The organism is Oryzibacter oryziterrae (assembly GCF_021864535.1).
In the GTDB taxonomy this organism is placed as follows: Bacteria; Pseudomonadota; Alphaproteobacteria; order Rhizobiales; family Pleomorphomonadaceae; genus Pleomorphomonas; species Pleomorphomonas oryziterrae.
On the sequence record NZ_JAKJIC010000007.1, the window covers coordinates 37,103 to 56,127 of the forward strand.

Annotated in this window: 24 protein-coding genes; 15 read left to right on the forward strand and 9 right to left on the reverse strand. The window is 65.1% G+C overall.

Annotated elements, in window-relative coordinates; genetic code table 11:
• Positions 1-43 precede the first annotated feature (43 nt).
• Positions 44-1,228, forward strand: coding sequence for a multidrug effflux MFS transporter (locus tag L2I41_RS09165; protein WP_237153240.1), 1,185 nt, complete (start codon positions 44-46; stop codon positions 1,226-1,228).
• Here the strand turns inward: L2I41_RS09165 and L2I41_RS09170 are convergent, their stop codons facing one another.
• Entirely contained in the window at positions 1,229-1,870 is a 642-nt protein-coding gene (locus L2I41_RS09170; protein ID WP_237153241.1) for a LysE family translocator, read from the reverse strand. It abuts the gene before it with no gap.
• 214 nt (positions 1,871-2,084) lie between these two features.
• Here L2I41_RS09170 and L2I41_RS09175 point away from each other — a divergent pair, with 214 nt between their 5' ends.
• Positions 2,085-2,564: a nuclear transport factor 2 family protein gene (locus L2I41_RS09175; protein ID WP_237153242.1), complete on the forward strand. Its 480-nt coding sequence runs from the start codon at positions 2,085-2,087 to the stop codon at positions 2,562-2,564.
• Between the two features lie 84 nt (positions 2,565-2,648).
• On the opposite strand, the gene L2I41_RS09180 is transcribed toward L2I41_RS09175, so the two are convergent.
• Entirely contained in the window at positions 2,649-3,869 is a 1,221-nt protein-coding gene (locus L2I41_RS09180; protein ID WP_237153243.1) for an argininosuccinate synthase, read from the reverse strand.
• A gap of 181 nt (positions 3,870-4,050) precedes the next feature.
• Here L2I41_RS09180 and L2I41_RS09185 point away from each other — a divergent pair, with 181 nt between their 5' ends.
• A complete protein-coding gene (locus tag L2I41_RS09185; protein WP_237153244.1) occupies positions 4,051-5,532 on the forward strand; it encodes an ArnT family glycosyltransferase in 1,482 nt (493 codons plus the stop codon).
• Positions 5,533-5,566: 34 nt separating this feature from the next.
• Here L2I41_RS09185 and L2I41_RS09190 read toward each other — a convergent pair whose 3' ends face one another.
• Positions 5,567-6,376 carry a phosphatase PAP2 family protein gene (locus L2I41_RS09190; protein ID WP_237153245.1) on the reverse strand — a complete coding sequence of 270 codons (810 nt, stop codon included), beginning with the start codon at positions 6,374-6,376 and terminating at the stop codon, positions 5,567-5,569.
• A 150-nt stretch (positions 6,377-6,526) separates the two neighbouring features.
• Here L2I41_RS09190 and L2I41_RS09195 point away from each other — a divergent pair, with 150 nt between their 5' ends.
• From L2I41_RS09195 to L2I41_RS09220, 6 genes are all read left to right on the forward strand, one after another.
• On the forward strand, positions 6,527-6,910 hold the full coding sequence (locus L2I41_RS09195) for a YkvA family protein (protein ID WP_237153246.1): 384 nt from the start codon (positions 6,527-6,529) through the stop codon (positions 6,908-6,910).
• Between the two features lie 229 nt (positions 6,911-7,139).
• Positions 7,140-7,655 (forward strand): invasion associated locus B family protein, encoded by a 516-nt coding sequence (locus tag L2I41_RS09200; RefSeq protein WP_237153247.1) that lies wholly within the window; start codon positions 7,140-7,142, stop codon positions 7,653-7,655.
• Positions 7,656-7,808: 153 nt separating this feature from the next.
• Entirely contained in the window at positions 7,809-9,068 is a 1,260-nt protein-coding gene (gene rlmN, locus L2I41_RS09205; RefSeq protein ID WP_237153248.1) for a dual-specificity RNA methyltransferase RlmN, read from the forward strand.
• On the forward strand, positions 9,068-9,544 hold the full coding sequence (locus L2I41_RS09210; RefSeq protein ID WP_237153249.1) for a hypothetical protein: 477 nt from the start codon (positions 9,068-9,070) through the stop codon (positions 9,542-9,544). Before rlmN ends, L2I41_RS09210 begins: the two co-directional genes overlap by 1 nt.
• Positions 9,545-9,644: 100 nt before the next feature.
• Complete coding sequence (locus tag L2I41_RS09215; protein WP_237153250.1) at positions 9,645-10,022, forward strand: hypothetical protein; 378 nt, start codon at positions 9,645-9,647, stop codon at positions 10,020-10,022.
• Between the two features lie 118 nt (positions 10,023-10,140).
• On the forward strand, positions 10,141-10,647 hold the full coding sequence (locus L2I41_RS09220) for a DUF6803 family protein (protein WP_237153251.1): 507 nt from the start codon (positions 10,141-10,143) through the stop codon (positions 10,645-10,647).
• Positions 10,648-10,696: 49 nt separating this feature from the next.
• On the opposite strand, the gene L2I41_RS09225 is transcribed toward L2I41_RS09220, so the two are convergent.
• Both L2I41_RS09225 and L2I41_RS09230 read right to left on the reverse strand, forming a co-directional pair.
• Positions 10,697-11,338, reverse strand: a complete 642-nt coding sequence (locus tag L2I41_RS09225) for a LysE family translocator (protein WP_237153252.1) — start codon at positions 11,336-11,338, stop codon at positions 10,697-10,699.
• Complete coding sequence (locus L2I41_RS09230; RefSeq protein ID WP_237153253.1) at positions 11,338-11,931, reverse strand: TMEM175 family protein; 594 nt, start codon at positions 11,929-11,931, stop codon at positions 11,338-11,340. Before L2I41_RS09230 ends, L2I41_RS09225 begins: the two co-directional genes overlap by 1 nt.
• Positions 11,932-12,013: 82 nt before the next feature.
• On the opposite strand from L2I41_RS09230, the gene L2I41_RS09235 reads away from it, so the two are divergent.
• Positions 12,014-12,475, forward strand: a complete 462-nt coding sequence (locus L2I41_RS09235; RefSeq protein ID WP_237153254.1) for a low molecular weight protein-tyrosine-phosphatase — start codon at positions 12,014-12,016, stop codon at positions 12,473-12,475.
• 6 nt (positions 12,476-12,481) lie between these two features.
• Here L2I41_RS09235 and thpR read toward each other — a convergent pair whose 3' ends face one another.
• Positions 12,482-13,021, reverse strand: coding sequence for an RNA 2',3'-cyclic phosphodiesterase (gene thpR / locus L2I41_RS09240; RefSeq protein WP_237153255.1), 540 nt, complete (start codon positions 13,019-13,021; stop codon positions 12,482-12,484).
• A gap of 171 nt (positions 13,022-13,192) precedes the next feature.
• Between thpR and L2I41_RS09245 the strand changes: the two genes are divergently transcribed.
• The 5 genes from L2I41_RS09245 to L2I41_RS09265 all read left to right on the forward strand — a co-directional run bounded on the left by L2I41_RS09245 (position 13,193) and on the right by L2I41_RS09265 (position 16,553).
• Positions 13,193-13,330 (forward strand): hypothetical protein, encoded by a 138-nt coding sequence (locus L2I41_RS09245; protein ID WP_237153256.1) that lies wholly within the window; start codon positions 13,193-13,195, stop codon positions 13,328-13,330.
• Positions 13,331-13,477: 147 nt separating this feature from the next.
• Positions 13,478-14,428, forward strand: a complete 951-nt coding sequence (gene argC / locus L2I41_RS09250) for an N-acetyl-gamma-glutamyl-phosphate reductase (protein ID WP_237153257.1) — start codon at positions 13,478-13,480, stop codon at positions 14,426-14,428.
• A gap of 22 nt (positions 14,429-14,450) precedes the next feature.
• Positions 14,451-15,056 carry a 3-isopropylmalate dehydratase small subunit gene (gene leuD, locus L2I41_RS09255; RefSeq protein ID WP_237153258.1) on the forward strand — a complete coding sequence of 202 codons (606 nt, stop codon included), beginning with the start codon at positions 14,451-14,453 and terminating at the stop codon, positions 15,054-15,056.
• A gap of 129 nt (positions 15,057-15,185) precedes the next feature.
• Positions 15,186-15,572, forward strand: a complete 387-nt coding sequence (locus tag L2I41_RS09260) for a RidA family protein (protein WP_237153259.1) — start codon at positions 15,186-15,188, stop codon at positions 15,570-15,572.
• Between the two features lie 228 nt (positions 15,573-15,800).
• Positions 15,801-16,553 carry a DUF1223 domain-containing protein gene (locus L2I41_RS09265; RefSeq protein WP_237153260.1) on the forward strand — a complete coding sequence of 251 codons (753 nt, stop codon included), beginning with the start codon at positions 15,801-15,803 and terminating at the stop codon, positions 16,551-16,553.
• 63 nt (positions 16,554-16,616) lie between these two features.
• On the opposite strand, the gene ribH is transcribed toward L2I41_RS09265, so the two are convergent.
• Genes ribH through L2I41_RS09280 form a run of 3 tightly spaced genes read right to left on the reverse strand, consistent with a single transcriptional unit; the run spans position 16,617 to position 18,873 of the window.
• Positions 16,617-17,069 carry a 6,7-dimethyl-8-ribityllumazine synthase gene (ribH, locus tag L2I41_RS09270; protein WP_237153261.1) on the reverse strand — a complete coding sequence of 151 codons (453 nt, stop codon included), beginning with the start codon at positions 17,067-17,069 and terminating at the stop codon, positions 16,617-16,619.
• A 14-nt stretch (positions 17,070-17,083) separates the two neighbouring features.
• Positions 17,084-18,286: a 3,4-dihydroxy-2-butanone-4-phosphate synthase gene (gene ribB, locus L2I41_RS09275; RefSeq protein ID WP_237153262.1), complete on the reverse strand. Its 1,203-nt coding sequence runs from the start codon at positions 18,284-18,286 to the stop codon at positions 17,084-17,086.
• Positions 18,262-18,873 carry a riboflavin synthase gene (locus L2I41_RS09280; RefSeq protein WP_237153263.1) on the reverse strand — a complete coding sequence of 204 codons (612 nt, stop codon included), beginning with the start codon at positions 18,871-18,873 and terminating at the stop codon, positions 18,262-18,264. The genes ribB and L2I41_RS09280 overlap by 25 nt, the downstream gene beginning before the upstream one ends.
• Positions 18,874-19,025: the final 152 nt, after the last annotated feature.

The following is a 19,025-nucleotide window of genomic DNA, read 5'->3' on the forward strand; positions in this document are numbered from 1 at the left end:
CAATTGAGGCGGCTCCCGACCTGGGAAATGCCTGGAGACCAAGATGCATCCCCCGCGCCTCAGCGAACGCCATGTGGTGATTCTCGGATCGATCCTGATCGCCCTCGGCCCCATATCCATGTCGCTTTACACCCCGGCCATGCCGGCCATCGCCACGGCCTTCGGCGCCAGCACGTCGGCGGTGAAGGCGACGCTGACCTTCTATTTCGCCGGCTTCGCCTTCGCCCAGCTCGTCTGCGGCCCGCTGTCGGACGCCTTCGGCCGCCGCCCGGTGGCAATCGGCTTCCTGGCGATCTACGTGCTGGGCTCGCTCGGCGCCGTGCTGGCCCCGAGCGTCGAGATCCTGACGCTGGCGCGTCTCGTGCAGGGCATCGGAGCGGCCGCCGGCACCTCCATCTCGCGCGCCATCGTGCGCGACAACTTCACCGGTGAAGCGTCGGCGCGGGTGATGAACACCGTCGGCATCTTCCTCGCCATCGGTCCGGCCCTGTCGCCGACGCTCGGCAGCCTGATGATGCTGGTGGCCGACTGGCACGCCATCTTCTGGCTGATGGTGGTCTATGGCGTGGCGCTGGTGGCGACCGTGCTCGTCTTCTTCCCCGAGACCAACGCCAATCCCGACCCCGCACGCGCCAAGCCCCTGGAACTGGCCCGGGCCTATGGCCAGCTGATCACCGACCGCCGCTTTGCCACGCCGGCGCTCGCCATGGGCATCGGCGTCGGCGGCCTCTATGCGCTCGGCACCATGCTGCCTTTCCTGGTGATCGAACTGGCGCATCTGACACCGCAGCAATTCGGCTTCGGCATGCTGGCCCAGTCGCTCTCCTATATCGGCGGCGGCATCGCCACCAAGCTGATGATGCGCCACATGCGCGCGCAGAAGCTGGTGCTGCCGGGCCTCATCCTGTGCGCCACCGGCGGCCTCGCCATGACCGCATCGGCTCTCTGGCTGACGCCGAGCTACTTGTCGGTGATGGGACCGGTGGCGATATTTGCCTTCGCGCTCGCCCTGTTCATGCCGGACCTGTCGACCCGCGCCCTCGCCGCCTTCCCGGACAAGGCCGGGGCGGCGGCGGCACTGATGGGCTTCATCCAGATGGGCAGCGGCTTCGCCGGCTCCGGCGCGGCGGCACTGATCGGCACGCCGCTGACAGCCTTCGCCATCGTGGTGCCGGCCATGACGATTGCCGCGCTGGGTATTCAGCTGGCGGGACGTCCAAGGGACTGATCAGACCCGACGGTTGCCGATCAGCCCCGGCGCGGCGTGCCAGATAGCTTCGGCGGCAAAGCCCATGAACAGGAGGCCGGAGGCGCGGACGATGCCCAGTTCGTGCGCCCGATAGAAGCGGCGCACCAGCGGCGCACCGATCACCGCGATGATGATGACGTAGCCGGCGAGAAAGCCGACCAGCGCCGCGCCGAGCAGTTCGGGCAGGCTGCCGAAGGAGAGCAGGCGCGACGACCCGCCGATCAGCGCGGTATAGGTGGCGAGCGCCACCGGATAGCCCTTGGGATTGGTGAGGCCGAAGATCAGGCCGCGCCGGAAGGGCCGCTCGACGGTGATCACCGGCGCACCGGCCTCGCGCGGCCGGGCCCGAAAGGCATTCCAGCCGATGAAGGCGAGATAGCCGCCGCAAAACAGGCCGAGCACGTCGAACACCGTCTCGCCCACCACGCGCGCACCGACGATGGCGACCAGCGCCAGCGTGGTCCACAGAATGTCGCCTGCCAGATGCCCCGCCATGAACTTGCCGCCGGCCATGCGCCCCTGGCCGGCCCCGATGCCGAGCAGCGCCAGGAAGGCCGGGCCGGGAATGACGATATAGAGAAAGGCGGCGATGGCAGCGGAGAGAAGGAGCGAGAGCGGCACGGCGGACATCCCAAGCGGCGAGCCGGTCCATTCCGGTTTCGCCTGACGCCCGATGATGGACGAAGCATGCTTCGTCCGTCCAGCGGATTTGCACACCGGCGCGAGGTCACCGGTAAAAACGCGCCAACCATCGCGCATTCGTGATTTTGACAGTCAGGTTTTCAAACCTAAGGTTCGGGGCGACCATTCCATTTCCGATGAAAGGCAATCCTAGATGCGTTTGACGCTGACCGCTCTGGCCCTGACCGCCGGCCTGATGGCCACCCCTGCAGCACCGGCCCTGGCCGACGACACCGCGGCCATCCTGGCCAAGCAACAGGCCAACAAGGAACTGGTGGTGAAGGCCTATCAGGAACTCTTCGGCGACAAGGATATGTCGAGCCTCGACCGCTATTTCCGCGAAGACTATTTCCAGCACAACCCGACGGTGCCCTCGGGCCGCGAGGCCCTGAGGAAGGCCCTGCTCGACTGGGGCTTCGACAAGGCCCCCAAGACCAGGCTGAACTTCCTCCGCACCGCCGCCGACGGCGATCTCGTCTGGCTCTATTCCATCTATAACGACGGCAAGAGCGACAGCGCCGTGGTCGACATCTTCCGAGTTCAGGACGGCAAGATCGCCGAACACTGGGACGTCGCCCAGCCGATCCCGGCAACGACGGTCAGCGGCAACTCGATGACCGGCGACATGAAGTGAACGGACGTCGCTGAACGACCACAAAGACAAAGGCCCGCCGCTCCGGATGAAGCGGCGGGCCTGATTCTGAGCCGACTGATCAGATCAGCCCCGGTCGCGCTTGGCCAGCGTGCGCAGGCGCAGGGCGTTGAGCTTGATGAAGCCGGCGGCGTCCTTCTGGTCGTAGGCGCCCTGGTCGTCCTCGAAGGTGACCAGCGTCGACGAATAGAGCGTCTTCGGCGACGAACGGCCGGTGACGATGACATTGCCCTTGTAGAGCTTCAGCGTCACTTCGCCTTCCACATGCTCCTGGCTCTTGTCGATGAGGGCCTGCAGCATGTAGCGCTCGGGCGCAAACCAGAAGCCGTAGTAGATCAGCTCGGCATAGCGCGGCATCAGCTCGTCCTTCAGGTGAGCGGCGCCGCGGTCGAGCGTGATGGACTCGATCGCCCGATGGGCTGACAGCAGGATAGTGCCGCCGGGGGTCTCGTAGACGCCGCGCGACTTCATGCCGACGAAACGGTTCTCGACGAGATCGAGGCGGCCGATGCCGTTGTCGCGGCCGAGCTCGTTGAGCTTGGCGAGCAGGTCGGCCGGGCTGAGACGCACGCCGTTGATCGAGACGGCGTCGCCCTTCTCGAAGCCGACGGTGATGATCGTCGCCTTGTCAGGAGCTTCTTCCGGCGAAATGGTGCGCATGTGCACATATTCGGGCGCCGGCTGCGAGGGATCCTCCAGCACCTTGCCCTCGGACGAGGAGTGCAGCAGGTTGGCGTCGACCGAGAAGGGCGCCTCGCCCTGCTTGTCCTTGGCGATGGGAATCTGGTGCTTTTCAGCGAACTCGATCAGATCGGTGCGGCTCTTGAAAGTCCAGTCGCGCCAGGGGGCGATGATCTTGATGTCGGGGTTCAGCGCATAGGCCGAAAGCTCGAAACGGACCTGATCGTTGCCCTTGCCGGTGGCACCATGGGCGATGGCGTCGGCGCCGGTCTTCTTGGCGATGTCGATGAGGTGCTTGGAGATCAGCGGACGGGCGATCGAGGTGCCGAGCAGGTAGACGCCTTCATAGACCGCGTTGGCGCGGAACATCGGGAAGACGAAATCGCGCACGAATTCCTCGCGCACGTCCTCGATGAAGATCTCCTTGATGCCGAGCATCTCGGCCTTCTTGCGCGCCGGCTCGAGATCGCCGTCGCCCTGGCCGAGGTCGGCGGTGAAGGTGACCACTTCCGCGCCAAGCTCGGTCTGCAGCCACTTCAGAATGATCGAGGTGTCGAGGCCGCCCGAATAGGCCAGCACGACTTTCTTGACTTCGCCCTTTTTCATGGGAACTCCGCGAACGAAAAAACGCCGTCCCGAGCGGATCGGGCGACGCCGATGAAGATGGCGCGCAATTTAACCGGATATCGCGCCGACGCAAGGCGGGAAACCGCAAAGACAGGACGGCATTTCCCTTTTTGAGCGTTCGCGCTAGTTACAGGCGACGACAGCGCGCCGGAAGGACCTCATGCAGACACGTCACGCCCCTGAGCACAGCGATCGCACATGGCTGACCGCGACAATCGCCGTCCTCCTGGCCACCCTCGCCTTCCGCCTTGCCGCGCTCGCCTATGACGGGCTCGAACTCTATGTGGACGAGGCGCAATACTGGGCCTGGTCGCGCCATCTCGATTTCGGCTATTTCTCCAAGCCCGGCATGATCGCCTGGGTGATCGGCGCCAGCACCGCCGTCTGCGGCGACGGCACGGCCTGCGTGCGCCTGCCAGCACCGCTGCTGCATACCGCCACCGCCCTCGTCCTGTTCGTGCTCGGCCGCCGGCTCTATGACGCGCGCGTGGGCTTCTGGTCGGCGATCGGTTACGCGCTGATGCCGGCCGTCGCCTTCTCCTCGCTGCTGATCTCCACCGACGTGCCGCTCCTGCTGTTCTGGTCCCTCGGCCTCGTGGGCATGTGGAGCCTCTATCGTCACCCGACGCTCCGAGCCGCCATCCTCACCGGCCTTGCCATCGCCCTCGGCATCAACGCCAAATACGCGATGATCTATCTGCCGCTCGCAAGCCTTGCCCATGGCCTTGCGAGCCGCCAGGGCCGCGAACGGCTCAAGGGCCGGCATTTCTGGATCGCCGTGGGGATCGGCCTCGCCGGCTTCCTGCCCAATCTCTACTGGAACATGACGCATGACTTCGTCACCTTCCACCACACCGAGGGCAATACCGGCCTCGCCCATGCCGGCCTGAAGCCCGGCCAGACGCTGGAGTTCCTCGTCTCGCAACTGGGTATAGCCGGTCCGATCCTGCTCATGGCGGCGCTGGCGCTGTTCGTCCCCCGCTTCAAGCTGCGGCGCGAACGGCAGGCAAATGCCGACCGCTTCCTTGTCTGGCACAGCCTGCCGATCATCGCCGTCGTCGCCGCCAACTCCCTCTTTGGCGGCATGAACGCCAACTGGGCCGCCACCGCCTTTCCTGCCGTGGTGGTCCTGGGCACGGCGGTGCTGCTGCGGGCGCAGAGGAAATGGCTCTATCTCTCGGTAGCGACGGGAGTGGTCGCGACGCTGGTGATCGGCCTCGGCGCCATCGCCTTCCGCTGGGTCGAGCCGCCGAAGCTGGTCGCCCAGGCCAAGCGCATGATCCACTGGAATGACCTTGGCCGCGAACTCGTCGCCGCCGCTCCCGCCGACCGGCGCGTCATCGTCATGGACGGTCGCATGCTCGCCGCCGAAGGTCTCTACATCCTGCGCGACACCGATTTCACGGTAAAGGCCTTCATGCGCGCCGGCACGCGCCCGGAAGACCATTTCCAGATGACCATTCCCTGGACCTCGGCCGACACGACCCCGGTGCTGCTGCTGAGCGACAGCACGCCGGAAGCACTCGGCATCGATCCCAGGCGCGCCAGGCCGATCCGCACGATCGAAAGCGGCGTCTATCCCGCCCGCGGCGGACACCTGATCCTCTATGAGATTTCGCCGCCGACAGCTCCAGCCGGGTGAAGCCCGTTCTGGCCCGATCTGCCGGCAACCGCCTTCACGACCTGCGGCCCAGCCATCCGGCGCATCTGGCGCCGAAGCGACCGAGCCAGGCGGCCATGCCGTCGTCGGAGAGGTTGGAAGCAGGGTGACTGATGGCGAGGAAGGCGATGCTGAAGCAGAGGATGCTGAGGCACCAGCTGACCAGCACGTCCGACAGGAAATGGCCGCCGAAGGCAATGCGGTTGAGCGAGAGCAGCAGTGCGAGAGCGCCGGTGACCGCCGCCGTGGCGGGACGCCAGGCACGCGGCACCGCCAGTACCAGCGTGAGGAACAGGATCGACGACGACCCTTCGCCGGACGCAAAGGAGCAGTTGGAGGCGCAGTTGCCGGCGATGACCCAGACCTTGGAGAAAGGCGCAGTTCCGCCGAACTCCAGCAACTGGACCGGACGGGCGCGCCCCCAGTGATCCTTGAACAGCGCATTGACCAGCAAGCCCGGCCCGGTGACGGCGGCGATCAGCACGGCGGCACTCCAGCGCGGGGGCGCGAGAAACTGCCGACCGCCAGTGACCAGCGGCACGATCAGCCCCAGCGCAGCGGCGGCGAGCAGCAGCGTGAAGTCGTTGACGCCCATCTGGCGAATGCGCCGGAACAGCTCCCAGTCGGCCAGCACGAAGCCGTCGCCCGCGCGGTAGAACCAGCGGGACACCGCAAGATCGACCTCCGGGCAGGCGTAGAAGAACAGGCTGACGGCGCAAAGCGCGAGCAACGCATAGAAGCCGCAGAGACCGGCGATCTCATGCGGCTGGCTGCGCACGAGCCAGCCCTGCCGCACGGCGTCTTCTTCAGGCTGGGGCCCTGACATGCGCTCTCCTTGGATTTTCCGCCTGCCTTGTCTTGCGAAGGCCGGAACCCATCGCCATCTGGCGTGATATATCGGGTTGGGCTCGGCGTTGCCAGACAAGCTCGACCGAAAAGCTGTTTGCCTTCACCCGTCCCATTGGAAGGAGTCGCCATGTCTGACCGCCATTACGCCGACCCCGAGATCATCGGCCCGGAAAAGGGGCGCGAGGAGCGCGTGCGCAAGGGCTTCTGGCGGACCGTGGCCAAGGCCGCCGGGCGCATTCCCTTCATGGACGAAGTGGTGGCCGCCTATTTCTGCGCCCTCGATCCGGCAACGCCGCTGCGCGTGCGGGCCATATTGCTGGCCGCGCTGGCCTATTTCGTCATGCCCTTCGACGTTGTGCCGGACATGCTGCTGGGCATCGGCTTCACCGACGATCTCACCGTGCTGGCCGCTGCCATTGCCTCGGTTCGAAGCTCCATGACCGACAGCCACAGGGCTGCGGCACGCACGGCTCTCGGCATCGACGGGGATAGACAGCGGGAAAGTCAATGAAGTCAGCGGTTTGGTCGCAATATTGCCCCAATTTGACTTGAGCGTTGGTGGAATGTTTCATGGCCGCTGTGCCGATGGCTGCACGCATTCCCGAACGGATGCGATGCCCCCAACGGAAGTGCGGCAAGGAAACCCTTTGGTAACCCTAACGCCCTAACCTGTTGGCAGTCTTGATGCAGGGTGGCCATTTGCGCCGTCCAAGCACGCCCACACGACCCAAGGTGATTTAATGACGAACGCGCGCATCCTAGGCTTGGCCTTTTCCATGGTCCTCGGCGCAGTGTCGGTCGCCAGCGCCCAGCAGCAGACGCCGACCCCGCTTCAGCAATATGAAAAGTGGTCGACCTACACCTACACCGCCGCCGGCGCCAAGGTGTGCTATGCCGTGACCCAGCCGTCCGACATGCAGCCGCAGGGTGTCAACCGCGACCCGGTTTTCCTGTTCATCACCAACCGCCCCAAGGAAGGCGTGAAGCACGAAGTGTCCGTGATCGCCGGCTATCCCTACAAGGACGGTTCCAAGACGTCGGTTAAGATCGGCAACGACAGCTTCGTGCTTTACACCAAGGATCAGGGCGCCTGGGTGGAGAATGCCGCCGACGAAAGCCGTCTGATCGCCTCCATGAAGGGCGGCTCGGACATGCAGGTCACCGGCACCTCGCGCCGAGGCACCGTCACCACCGACACCTATTCGCTGAAGGGCGTCTCCGCCGCCTTGAAGCGCATCGACGGCGAGTGCAAGTAATCGCCTTCAAAGCCGGTTGGGTTTGCCGCGCTTTTCTGCTATAGCAGCGTCTGCCGGGAACGGTCGGGGCCTCAAGGCTCGCGGCCGTTCTTGCCATTTTGGGACCCCAGCTTGCTTGCCGCAAGCGCCAACGACCGAATGCCCGACGCCCCCATGTCCATCACGCTCGACATCAGCCATAGCTCTCCCGCCGCCGAAAAGGCCCGCACGGACACCGAAAAGCCGTCGCTGATCGGCATGAACCGCGAAGACATGGCCGCAGCCCTGATCGCCGTCGGCGTTGCCGAGCGGCAGGTGAAGATGCGCATCCAGCAGCTCTGGCACTGGATCTACGTGCGCGGCGTCACCGAATTCTCCGCCATGACCAACGTGGCCAAGGAGCTGCGCGCCACGCTGGAGCGGCACTTCACCATCGCCCGTCCGGAAATCATCGCCGAACAGGTGTCGCGCGACGGCACCCGCAAGTGGCTGATGCGCTTTCCCCCACGCGGCGCCGGCAAGCCGGTCGAGATCGAGACTGTCTACATCCCCGAAGAAGGTCGCGGCACGCTCTGCGTTTCGAGCCAGGTGGGCTGTTCGCTCAACTGCTCCTTCTGCCACACCGGCACGCAGATGCTGGTGCGCAACCTGACGGCCGAAGAGATCGTGGCGCAGGTGCTGGTGGCGCGCGACCGCCTCGGCGACTATCCCGACGCCACGCCCAACCAGGACGCCGCCATTCCGAGCGAAGGCCGCCTCGTCTCCAACATCGTGATGATGGGCATGGGCGAGCCGCTCTACAATGTCGACAACGTCAAGAAGGCGCTGCTGATCTTCACCGACGGTGACGGCCTGTCGCTGTCCAAGCGCCGCGTCACGCTGTCCACCTCCGGCGTTGTGCCGAAGATTGCCGAGATCGGCGAGGAGACCGGCTGCATGCTGGCCATCTCACTGCATGCCACGCGCGACGATCTGCGCGACGTGCTGGTGCCGATCAACAAGAAATATCCGCTGAAGGAACTGCTGGAGGCCTGCCGCGCCTATCCGGGCCTGTCCAACGCCCGCCGCATCACCTTCGAATATGTGATGCTGAAGGGCGTCAACGACAGCCTGACCGACGCGCGCGACCTCGTGAAGCTTCTGAAGGGCATTCCCGCCAAGATCAACCTGATCCCCTTCAATCCCTGGCCGGGCAGCGAATACGATTGCTCCGAATGGGACCAGATCGAGACCTTCGCCCAGTTCGTCAATGACGCCGGCTATGCCTCGCCGATCCGCACGCCGCGCGGCCGCGACATTCTCGCCGCCTGCGGCCAGCTGAAGAGCGAGACCGAGCGCCTGCGCAAGAAGGAGCGCGAGGCACTGGAATCCGTTGGGCTCAATGAAGCCGATCTCGCCATGCGCGCCATGGTCGCCGGGCACGGGGAAGACTGATGCGCGCGATCGGTCGGGTCTTCGCCTGTTTGATCGGCTTCATGCTGGCAATCGTCGCCGCCGGCCTGTTCCTGTTGATCGCTCGCTCCGAGGGCGCCCCGACCGATCCGGCCGACGCTTTCGTCTACTGGGGCCACTTTGTGCTGAGCGCGGGGCTGACGATCAGCATGCTCGGCTTCACGGCCCTGATCCCGTCGGCCATTGCCATGGTCGTCAGCGAAACCTTCGGCCTGCGCTCGCTTCTGTTCTATCTTGCCGTCGCCGGTGCCATGGGGGCGGCTGCCGTCTTCGGCATGTCGAGCCTGATGCGCGAAGCCACACACGATCCGCAACGTGCAACCATGATGCTTGCCGCAAGCTTTGTCGGCGGCTTCGTCTACTGGCTGATCGCCGGCCGCATGGCCGGCCTGACGCCGCGCGCGGCACCCGCAGCCGGCCCGCAGGCGCCGGACCAAAATCCGCCATCCGCCGGATAAGTATTCCCGGCCAATTGACCTTTGGCGGCGGCAGGCCGATCGTCCGGTTCTCACAAGGCGCGCCCCCTTGGCCGCGCCTTGCCGGACCCAATCGTCTCCCATGCGCTTCTGGCTGCGAACCCTGTTGATTGTGATCGGCCTGACGCTGCCCACCTTGGCGGCGGCGCATGAGCACTGTGCGCAAGCGACGGCAATGACGCAGGCGGCTGGCACGATGGCCGACATGCGATTGGCGCGCGCGGACAGAGCCGTTGCCGTCTGGACGGCGCCAAGCGGATCGACGCAAACCGGCTGCATCCCCTGCACATCAAGCGGCCATGGCGCCGCCGGCTGCGACTGCATGGCCACCTGTTGCGCCGTTCCCTCGTCTGCCGACAACGGTGCCCGGGCCGCTTACCAGACCGTCGTGATTGATTCGCCCCCGGGCTGCCTGACGGCCCGCCCGCACCAGCCGCCGACACCGCCACCGCGCGCCTGAAGAGCTCCGAACCGGCGGACGCCCATCGAGCGGCGCCGCTCCTTTCCCGACATCAATCGCAATCCGAAAGCCGCGTGAACGCTGGTCCTGCGGGACGCCGCGCGGCGGGAGACATCCCATGCCCATGACCCATTACATGCAGCTTCTGGCCAGCAACCAGCCCTGGAATCTCATCCTCTTCATGGCGGTTCCCGTCATTGCCGCCGAGACCATCGCCATCAGCGAGCTCTACCTGCTCTACACACGGGCGGAGACCGGCACGATCAAGACCCTGAGTCGCGCCGCCGGCATCCTCGCCGGCGTCTATTTCACCGGCGTCTTCCTCTATCTCCTCGTCACCGCGGTGATTCCGCTGACGAGCGGGGGAGAATGGCGCGGACCGGCCGACATGATCGCCGTCGGCGCCTATCTTGCCGGCGTCATCCCGCTCGGCGGCATCGCGCTTCTCGATCTCGGCTGGCTCTATGGACGGCGCGACGCAGAGGCCAGGCTGAAGCTGCACGCCACCTTCGTCGGCCTGTTCCTGATCGTCGCCCATGTGGCGATGATCTTCGGCATGCTCGACCCGACCCTGCTGCAGGGCAACGTGCCTGACATGGGCGGCATGCAGATGATGCAGCCGTGACGATAGGCGAAAGGACCGGGCGGCAACGCCCCGTCCTCTTCGCCCGGTCTCACTTCGCCCGGGCGAGGAGCAGCTTGAGCGCGAAGGCGGCCATGACGCCGGCAAAGCAATAGTCGATCAGCCTGATCACACCGGGCTTGCGCTTGAGAAAACCCGCCAGCCCCTCGGCGCCGAGGATCAGCGGCAGGGTTGCCGGCACCGACACCACCAGGAACCACAGGCCGAGGAACAGGAACTTGCCCTGGGCATGCGGATCGGCTGCTTCGACGAACTGCGGCAGGAAGGTCAGGAAGAACAGGGCGACCTTGGGGTTCAGCACATTGACGCCGAGCGCCTTGAGATAGAGCCGTCGCAGCGGTTCGGCACCGGCCTCACCCCCGTCGACCGAAAACTGACCGCCATGGCGGAGCGCGCCATAGGCAAGATAGAGCAGATAGAACACGCCGATGATCTTCAGCGCCGTGAAGGCCATCACCGACGCCGCCAGCAGCGCCGACAGGCCGAAGGCCACCAGCAGCGTATGCACGAGGATGCCGCAATTGGTGCCGGCAAAGGCGGCGAGACCGGCCTTGCGCCCGCGGGCAATGGTGCTGCCGACGAACATCGCCATGTCAGGACCGGGCGTGTAGTTGAGAAGGACAACGGCCAGCGAATATTTGGCCAGCGTCGCAAGGTCGGGGAGGAAATCCATCAGGCGACGTCCTGTTCGATGGCGGCCATCAGGCGCTCGATGCGCCGGTCGGGAATGAGCCACATCAGTGCCACAGCGGCATAGAGGATGTTGGCCCCGGTGGTCCAGACGAAGCACAGGCCGATGGCCGCGAGATAGGCGACCACCGAGATGATGCCCTTGACGTCGACGCCGATGGCGCGCGCCAAGGTCGACTGACGCCCGTGGGTCCGGACAATGGACTGCGACAGCAGGAAATAGAACACGCCGCACATCAGGAGAACGAAGCCATAGGCAATCATGGGCTCGGCCGCGAAGTTGGATTCGCCGACCCAGGCCGTGGTGAAGGGCACCAGCGACAGCCAGAACAGCAGCAGGTTGTTGTGCCACAGGATCGGCGCGCTCACCTTCTCCACCGTGTGCAGGAGGTGATGATGGTTGACCCAGTAGATCGCCACATAAAGGAAGCTCAGCGCGTAGCTGTAGAACTTGGGCGCCAGCGGCAGCAGGCTTGTCAGTTCATGCCCCTCCGGCACTTTCAGTTCCAGCACCATGATGGTGATGATGATGGCGATGACGCCATCGCTGAAGGCTTCCATCCGTCCCCGGCGCATCCATACCCCTCCCCTTGAATTGCCTCAATCTTTGGGGCATGCCGGCAGAAATGCAATCAGTTTTCCATGAAGCGAGGGGTCCGTGCCGGCTGTCCTGTTCGTCTGCCTCGGCAACATCTGTCGTTCGCCCCTCGCCGAGGGCGTGTTCCGCAACCGCGTGCGCGCGGCCGGCCTTGCCGACACCTTCATCATCGACAGCGCCGGCACCGGCGGCTGGCATGCGGGAGATCCGCCGGATCCGCGCTCGATCGCGGCAGCCGCGCGCCGGGGCGTCGACATTTCCGACCTTCGGGCGCGCCAGGTCCGCAAAGCGGATTTTGGCACCTTCGACCTGATCCTCGGCATGGACCGGCAGAATGTGCGGGATCTCCTGCGCATCGCGCCGCCCGCGCATCAGGACCGAGTGAGCCTCTTCATGCAGACCGCGCTGCAGCTCGGCCAGGAGGTGCCCGATCCCTATTATGACGACGACCGGGCCTTCGACCGTGTGTTCGACATGTGCGACAAGGCGGCCGCCGCCCTGCTCGCGCAGTTGGTGCCCTGACAGACCTCAGGCCGCAAAGGGATAGGCTTCCTCGACGATATAGGGCCCGCCCCCCACCGAGGCGCGCGAGGAATAGAGCACGAAGCGATCGACCGCAAAGCTCGGACCATCGAAGGCGCCGTGCTCGGCCAGCCAGCGGGCGACATCGGTGGCCGTGGTGCCGCGCAGGCGCGCAAGCGTGACATGGGGAATGTAGCGGCGCCCTTCCGGCGGCAGACCGAGGCGCTGCATGATCCGCTCGTGCTCGGCCTGCAACTCGATGAGCTGCGGTGTCGGCTCGATGCGTACCACCAGCGAATGCGGCACGCGGCCGGAGGCAAAGCAGTCGAAGCCCTTGAGCTTCAGTTCGAACGGTGGCCGATAGACCCGGTCGAGCGCATTGGCCACTTCGTCGGCCGTGCGGCCGTCGGTGTCGCCGATGAAGCGCAGGGTGACATGATAATTTTCCGGATCGATCCACCGGGCACCGGGCAATCCGCCGCGCAGGAGGGAGAGATGGAAAGCGGCCGGCTGTGGGATCTCCAGGGCCGTGAACAGTCTGGTCATGGGTGACCTCGCTCGAGATCTCTCATCCTTGGACAACCGCTTGCTGGGCAGGGTCGCCGACGTCTTGAGACAATGCTGAATCATGCAACAATGCCTTGGCAAGCCCTTTCGCCACCTTGGACGGCGTCCGGCTTCAGTTATATACAGTTCATCCAACCCGCGGAGCAGGCCATGCCCTTTCGAGATCCGGCCAATGACAATGACGACCCCACGGTGATCCTGGCGCGCAAGATTGCCCGGGTCATCGGATTCGTTGTCGTGGTCGGCCTCGCCATCTATCTGTTCCGCACCTACGTGACGCCATCGTGACGGCCGTGCGGACACAAGATGGCGAGAGCTTTTTCGTCCGCTACCGGCTTGAGGCATGACAATCCGGCCAATTTGGTATAAGAGCCAGCGCCTGTTCCCATGAACGGGACCGGCCCGACTTGCGGCGACAACTTCAGTGGTGATGCCATGACACGCGCAAAGATCTTCATCGACGGTGAAGCCGGAACGACCGGCCTGCAGATCCGCGAGCGCCTGGCCACCCGTACCGACATCGAGCTGCTGTCGATTTCCGCCGACAAGCGCAAGGACAATGACGAGCGCAAGCGTCTGCTGAACGCCGCCGACGTTGCCATCCTCTGCCTGCCCGACGACGCGGCCAAGGAGTCGGTGTCGCTGATCGACAACGACACCACTGCCGTGATCGACGCCTCCACCGCCCATCGCGTGGCGGACGGCTGGGCCTATGGTTTTGCCGAGATGACGGCCGATCAGGCCGGTATCATCGCCGCCTCCAAGCGCATCGCCAACCCCGGCTGCTGGCCGCATGGCCTGATCGGCACGGTGCGTCCGCTGGTCGAGGCGGGCCTGGTCGATGCGGCAACGCCGCTGACCTACAACGGCGTCTCCGGCTATACCGGCGGCGGCCGCAAGATGGTCGAGGACTATGAGGCGGACGCCGACGCCGCACCGCTGATGCCCTATGCGCTCACCTTCAAGCACAAGCACCTGCCGGAAATGCAGCGCTATGGCCTGCTGACCAAGGCGCCGCTCTTCGTGCCGACGGTTGGCAACTTCGCCCAGGGCATGCTGACTTTCGTGCCGCTGCAGCCCGAGATGCTGGCCACCGGTACGACGGCCAGGCAGGTGCATGCCGCCATCGCCGACCGTTATGCCGGCTCGACCTTCGTCACCGTGGCGCCCTATGCCGCCGTCGACAAGCTGCCGGTGCTCGACCCGCGGTCGCAGAACGGCACCAACAACATGCAGATCTTCGTCTTCGCCAATGAAGCGAGCGGCCAGATCGTCCTGGTCTCGGTCTATGACAATCTCGGCAAGGGCGCTTCGGGCGCGGCCGTCCAGAACCTCAATCTCGTGCTCGGACGGGCGGTCGACCTCGGCCTCCGTGCCGCAGCCTGATCTCTTCCGGAAAGGAACCGCCATGCAGAAGTTCGACGTTCTCACCGGTGTCGCGGCCCCGCTGCCGATCATCAACATCGACACCGACATGATCATCCCCAAGCAGTATCTGAAGACCATCAAGCGCACCGGCCTCGGCAAGGGCTTGTTCTCGGAGATGCGCTACAAGCAGGATGGCTCGGAGAACCCTGATTTCGTGCTCAACAAGGACGCCTATCGCAAGGCTGAGATCCTGGTGGCCGGCGACAACTTCGGCTGCGGTTCCTCGCGCGAGCATGCCCCCTGGGCGCTGCTCGACTTCGGCATCCGCTGCGTGATCTCCACGAGCTTTGCCGACATCTTCTACAACAACTGCTTCAAGAACGGCGTCCTGCCGATCGTCGTCTCGCCCGAAGACCTCAAGAAGCTGATGGACGACGCCGAGCGCGGCGCCAACGCCACGCTGACCGTCGATCTCGTCAGCCAGACCATCAAGGGCCCGGACGGCGGCTCGATCTCCTTCGAGATGGACGCCTTCAAGAAGCACTGCATGCTGAACGGCCTCGACGACATCGGCCTGACGCTCGAAAAGGCGTCGTCGATCACCAGCTTCGAGCAGAAGACTGCCACGAGCCGCCCCTGGGCTTGATCGCCACGGAACGGCCTTGTCACATGGCCCTTTCCCGGCGCGATCGGGGAAGGGCTTTTTCATGCAAGAGCGATTTCCTTTCGATCAGGTTGGTTCAACATGATCGGCGGGTCCTCCAGGAGAACAGCCATGCCGCGCAAGCTCATTTCCTCCGGCTCTCCCTTCGAGAAGGTGGCCGGCTATTCACGGGCCGTTTCCGACGGCGACTGGTGCTGGGTGGCCGGGACCACCGGCTATGACTATGCCGCCATGGTGATGCCCGACGATGTGGGCGCCCAGACTCGCAATGCCATGGAGACCATTGCGAAAGCGCTGGGCGAAGCCGGCTTTGCGCTGACGGATGTGGTGCGCGTCACCTATTACGTGACCGAAGCGGCCTTCGCCGATGTGGTCTTCCCCATCGTGGGCAGTTACTTCGCCGACATCCGCCCGGCTGCGACCATGCTGGTCGCCGACCTGATCAAGCCCGAGATGAAGATCGAGATCGAAGTCACCGCCCGCAAGCGGCCGGCGTGATATCTCTTCACAACCGCAATCATCAAGCACACGTGAGTGGCTTGTTATTGTTCCTGAGGCTATAGGATCAAAATACAGAGCGGGTGTGCGCCTGATGCGATTGCACTTGCGTGAAAGACGCAGTGTCAAAAGCATAGGGTGGCTGGCCCCGCGAGAGACCTTTTACTTGGATTGGAGCTGGTGAGCGGCATGTACGTGTGGATGCAAGACTGGCGGGACAAGACGAGGATGACTTCGGTCGTACTTGCCACCTGTTGCGTCGGACTGACCTCCGTCGCCACTCCGGCTCTGGCCGACCCCAGCGTCGTCGAACTCTTCACTTCGCAAGGGTGCTCCTCCTGCCCGCCGGCCGACGAGATCCTCGGCAAGCTCGCCAACGACCCCAACCTGATCGCGGTTTCCTTCGCCGTGGACTATTGGGACTATCTCGGCTGGAAGGACGGCTTTGCCCACCCCGAATTCACCAAGCGCCAGCGTGCCTATGCCAAGGCGCGCGGCGATCGGGCCGTTTTCACGCCGCAAGTGGTGATCAACGGCCGCGAAGCGGTGGTTGGCAGCCGTGAGGACGAGATCCGCGCCAGCATCGACCGCATGAAGGCGGACGCATTGGCCCCCTCCGTACCCGTCCTGGTGAAGCGGAACGGCGACCATATCGTCGTGTCGGTGCAGGGACTGAGTGCCGACGGGCGCGAGTCCTCGCCCCAACACGCCGCGCTCTGGATCGCCAACTATGTCAAGCCGCAGACCGTGACCATCGGCAGTGGCGAGAATGTCGGCAAGAAGGTCACCTATTACAACATCATCAACCGCTGGCAGGTTCTCGGCATGTGGGACGGCGGGCCGATGACGGTGGAACTGGCCCTGTCGGACATCGCGACCGACGATTCCGCTGGTCTGGCGGTGATCCTGCAGTCCAAGGACGATGGCATGCCCGGGCCGATCCTCGGCGCCGCCAAGCTGGATCTGCAAAGCGGGACCTGATCCTCAGCCTGTTTTCCCGAGAAGACCGCGGCGCTCCGTTCGAAGCGCCGCGGTCTTTTTGCGTCAGCCGATCGCCTTCAGCACGGCCAGCGACTCCACGCAAGCCGCCGCCGCCTCGCGCCCCTTGTTGTGGGCGTCGTCGCGGCTGCGCAGGATCGCCTGCTCGTCCGTATAGGTGGTGAGGATCCCGAAGGTGAGCGGGACGCCCGTGGCAAGCGAGGCGTTCATCAGGCCCGAGCTCGCTGCCTCGGAGATATACTCGAAATGCGCCGTGTCGCCCTTGATGACGCAGCCGAGGCAGACGACGCCGTCGAAACGGCCGGTCTTGGCCAGGCTCTGCGCGATCAGCGGGATCTCGAAGGCACCCGGCGCCGTGTAGACATGTGCGAGGTCGACGGTGACGCCACGCTCGCCGAGTTCGAGAAGGGCGCCTTTGAGCAGCCCGTCGGTCACCTCAGCGTTGAAGCGGCTGACGACGACGGCAATCCGGAGCGAGGCGTTAAGTTCCTGAGTCATGTGGCTGAAATCCTTCAATGCCGGTGGCCGAGGTGATGGCCGAACTTCTCGCTCTTGGTCGCGAGATAGCGATGGTTGTGCGGGTTGGGCGCGATTTCCAGCGGGACGATCTCGCTCACCGTGAGGCCAAAGCCTTCGAGGCTGGCAACCTTGTCGGGATTGTTGGTGAGAAGCCGCAACGTCTCCACCCCGAGTGCCTTGAGGATATGCGCGCCGACGCCATAGTCCCGGGCGTCCGCATGAAAGCCGAGCGCCTCGTTGGCCTCGACCGTGTCGGCACCGCGATCCTGCAGCGCATAGGCCCGGATCTTGTTGGCAAGCCCGATGCCGCGCCCCTCGTGGCCGCGCAGATAGACGACGATCCCGCCGTCGCTTTCCGACACCTGCCGGAGCGCCTCCTGCAGCTGCGGCCCGCAATCGCAGCGCAGCGACCCGAGCGCGTCGCCGGTGAGGCATTCCGAATGGAGCCGCACCAGGGGCCGCGCCGGCAGCGGATGCTTGACGATGGCCAGATGCTCGATCCCGTCGATATCGCTGCGGAAGGCATGCACGGTGAACGGCACGTCGGAATAGGCCGACGGCAGCTCCGAACGGGCGATTTCCTGCACGTGCAGCTCGGTGCGCATGCGATGCGCCACGATGTCCCGGACCGTCAGGAGCACGATGCCATGCCGCTTGGCGAAGGCTTCGAGCTCGGGACGGCGGGCCATGTGGCCGCTGTCGGCCATCACCTCGCAGATGACGCCGGCCGGCCGGAGACCGGCGAGTTTCATCAGATCGACGGCGCCTTCGGTGTGACCGTTGCGCTGGAGCACGCCGCCTTCGGCCGCCCGCAGCGGGAACACGTGCCCCGGCGAGACGATGGCGCCGGGCTGAACGGCCGGATCGGACGCCACCGCGATCGTGTGCGCCCGGTCATAGGCGGAAATGCCGGTGGTGATGCCCTCGCGTGCCTCGATCGACACGGTGAAGGCCGTCGACCGGCGCGCCTTGTTGGCCGCCACCATCGGCGGCAGACCGAGGCGATCCACCTGCGCCGCATCGAGCGCCAGACAGATCAACCCCTTGCCCTCGCGGGCCATGAAGTTGATCGCGTCCGGCGTCACATGCTCGGCGGCGAGGATCAGATCGCCCTCGTTCTCGCGGTCCTCGTCATCGACCAGCAGGACCATGCGTCCCTCGCGAAGGGCATTCAGCGCTTGAGATAGGGCAGACATAGGCTCTCCACATATTTGGCAATGACGTCCACCTCGACATTGACGCGGTCGCCGACAGCGAGCCGTCCGAGGTTGGTATGCGTCCAGGTGTGCGGGATGATGGTGACGGCGACCGGAAACTCTCCGTCGGCGACGGGGCCGATACCGTTGAGCGTCAGGCTGATGCCGTTGAGGGCGATGGAGCCTTTTTCAACGCAATAGGCGGCAAGCGCCGCCGGCAGCGCGAAGGTGAGACGACGGGCTTCACCGTCTTCCTCCACCGCCACAAGGCGACCGACGCCGTCCACGTGCCCCTGCACCAGATGGCCCGAGAGACGCGTGTCGAGCCGCACGGCCCGTTCGAGATTGACCGCCCGACCGGCGGCCTGCTGGCCGAGATTGGTGCGGGCAAGGCTCTCCGGACTGACGAAGAAATCCGCCTGCCCGCCATCCCCCAGCGCGGCCACGGTGAGGCACACGCCGTTGACCGCCACGCTCTCACCAAGCGCGAGATCGTCATAGCCACTGCCGATGGTCAGGCGCAGCGAGCCGTCCAGCGGCTGAACGGCCTTAACCGCCGCCAGCCTTTCGATGATGCCGGAAAACATCAGGGCGCCCTCCCCGCAGTGGAGAGGACGTCGATCGAAGCCCCGGCCGGACCTGAGGTCCCGTCCGCCAGCTTCACGTCAAGAGTTGCAGATGATCTGCCCATGTTTCGCTCCTTCTTTGACAAGGAGACGCGGCAGGGCGCACGACAGCA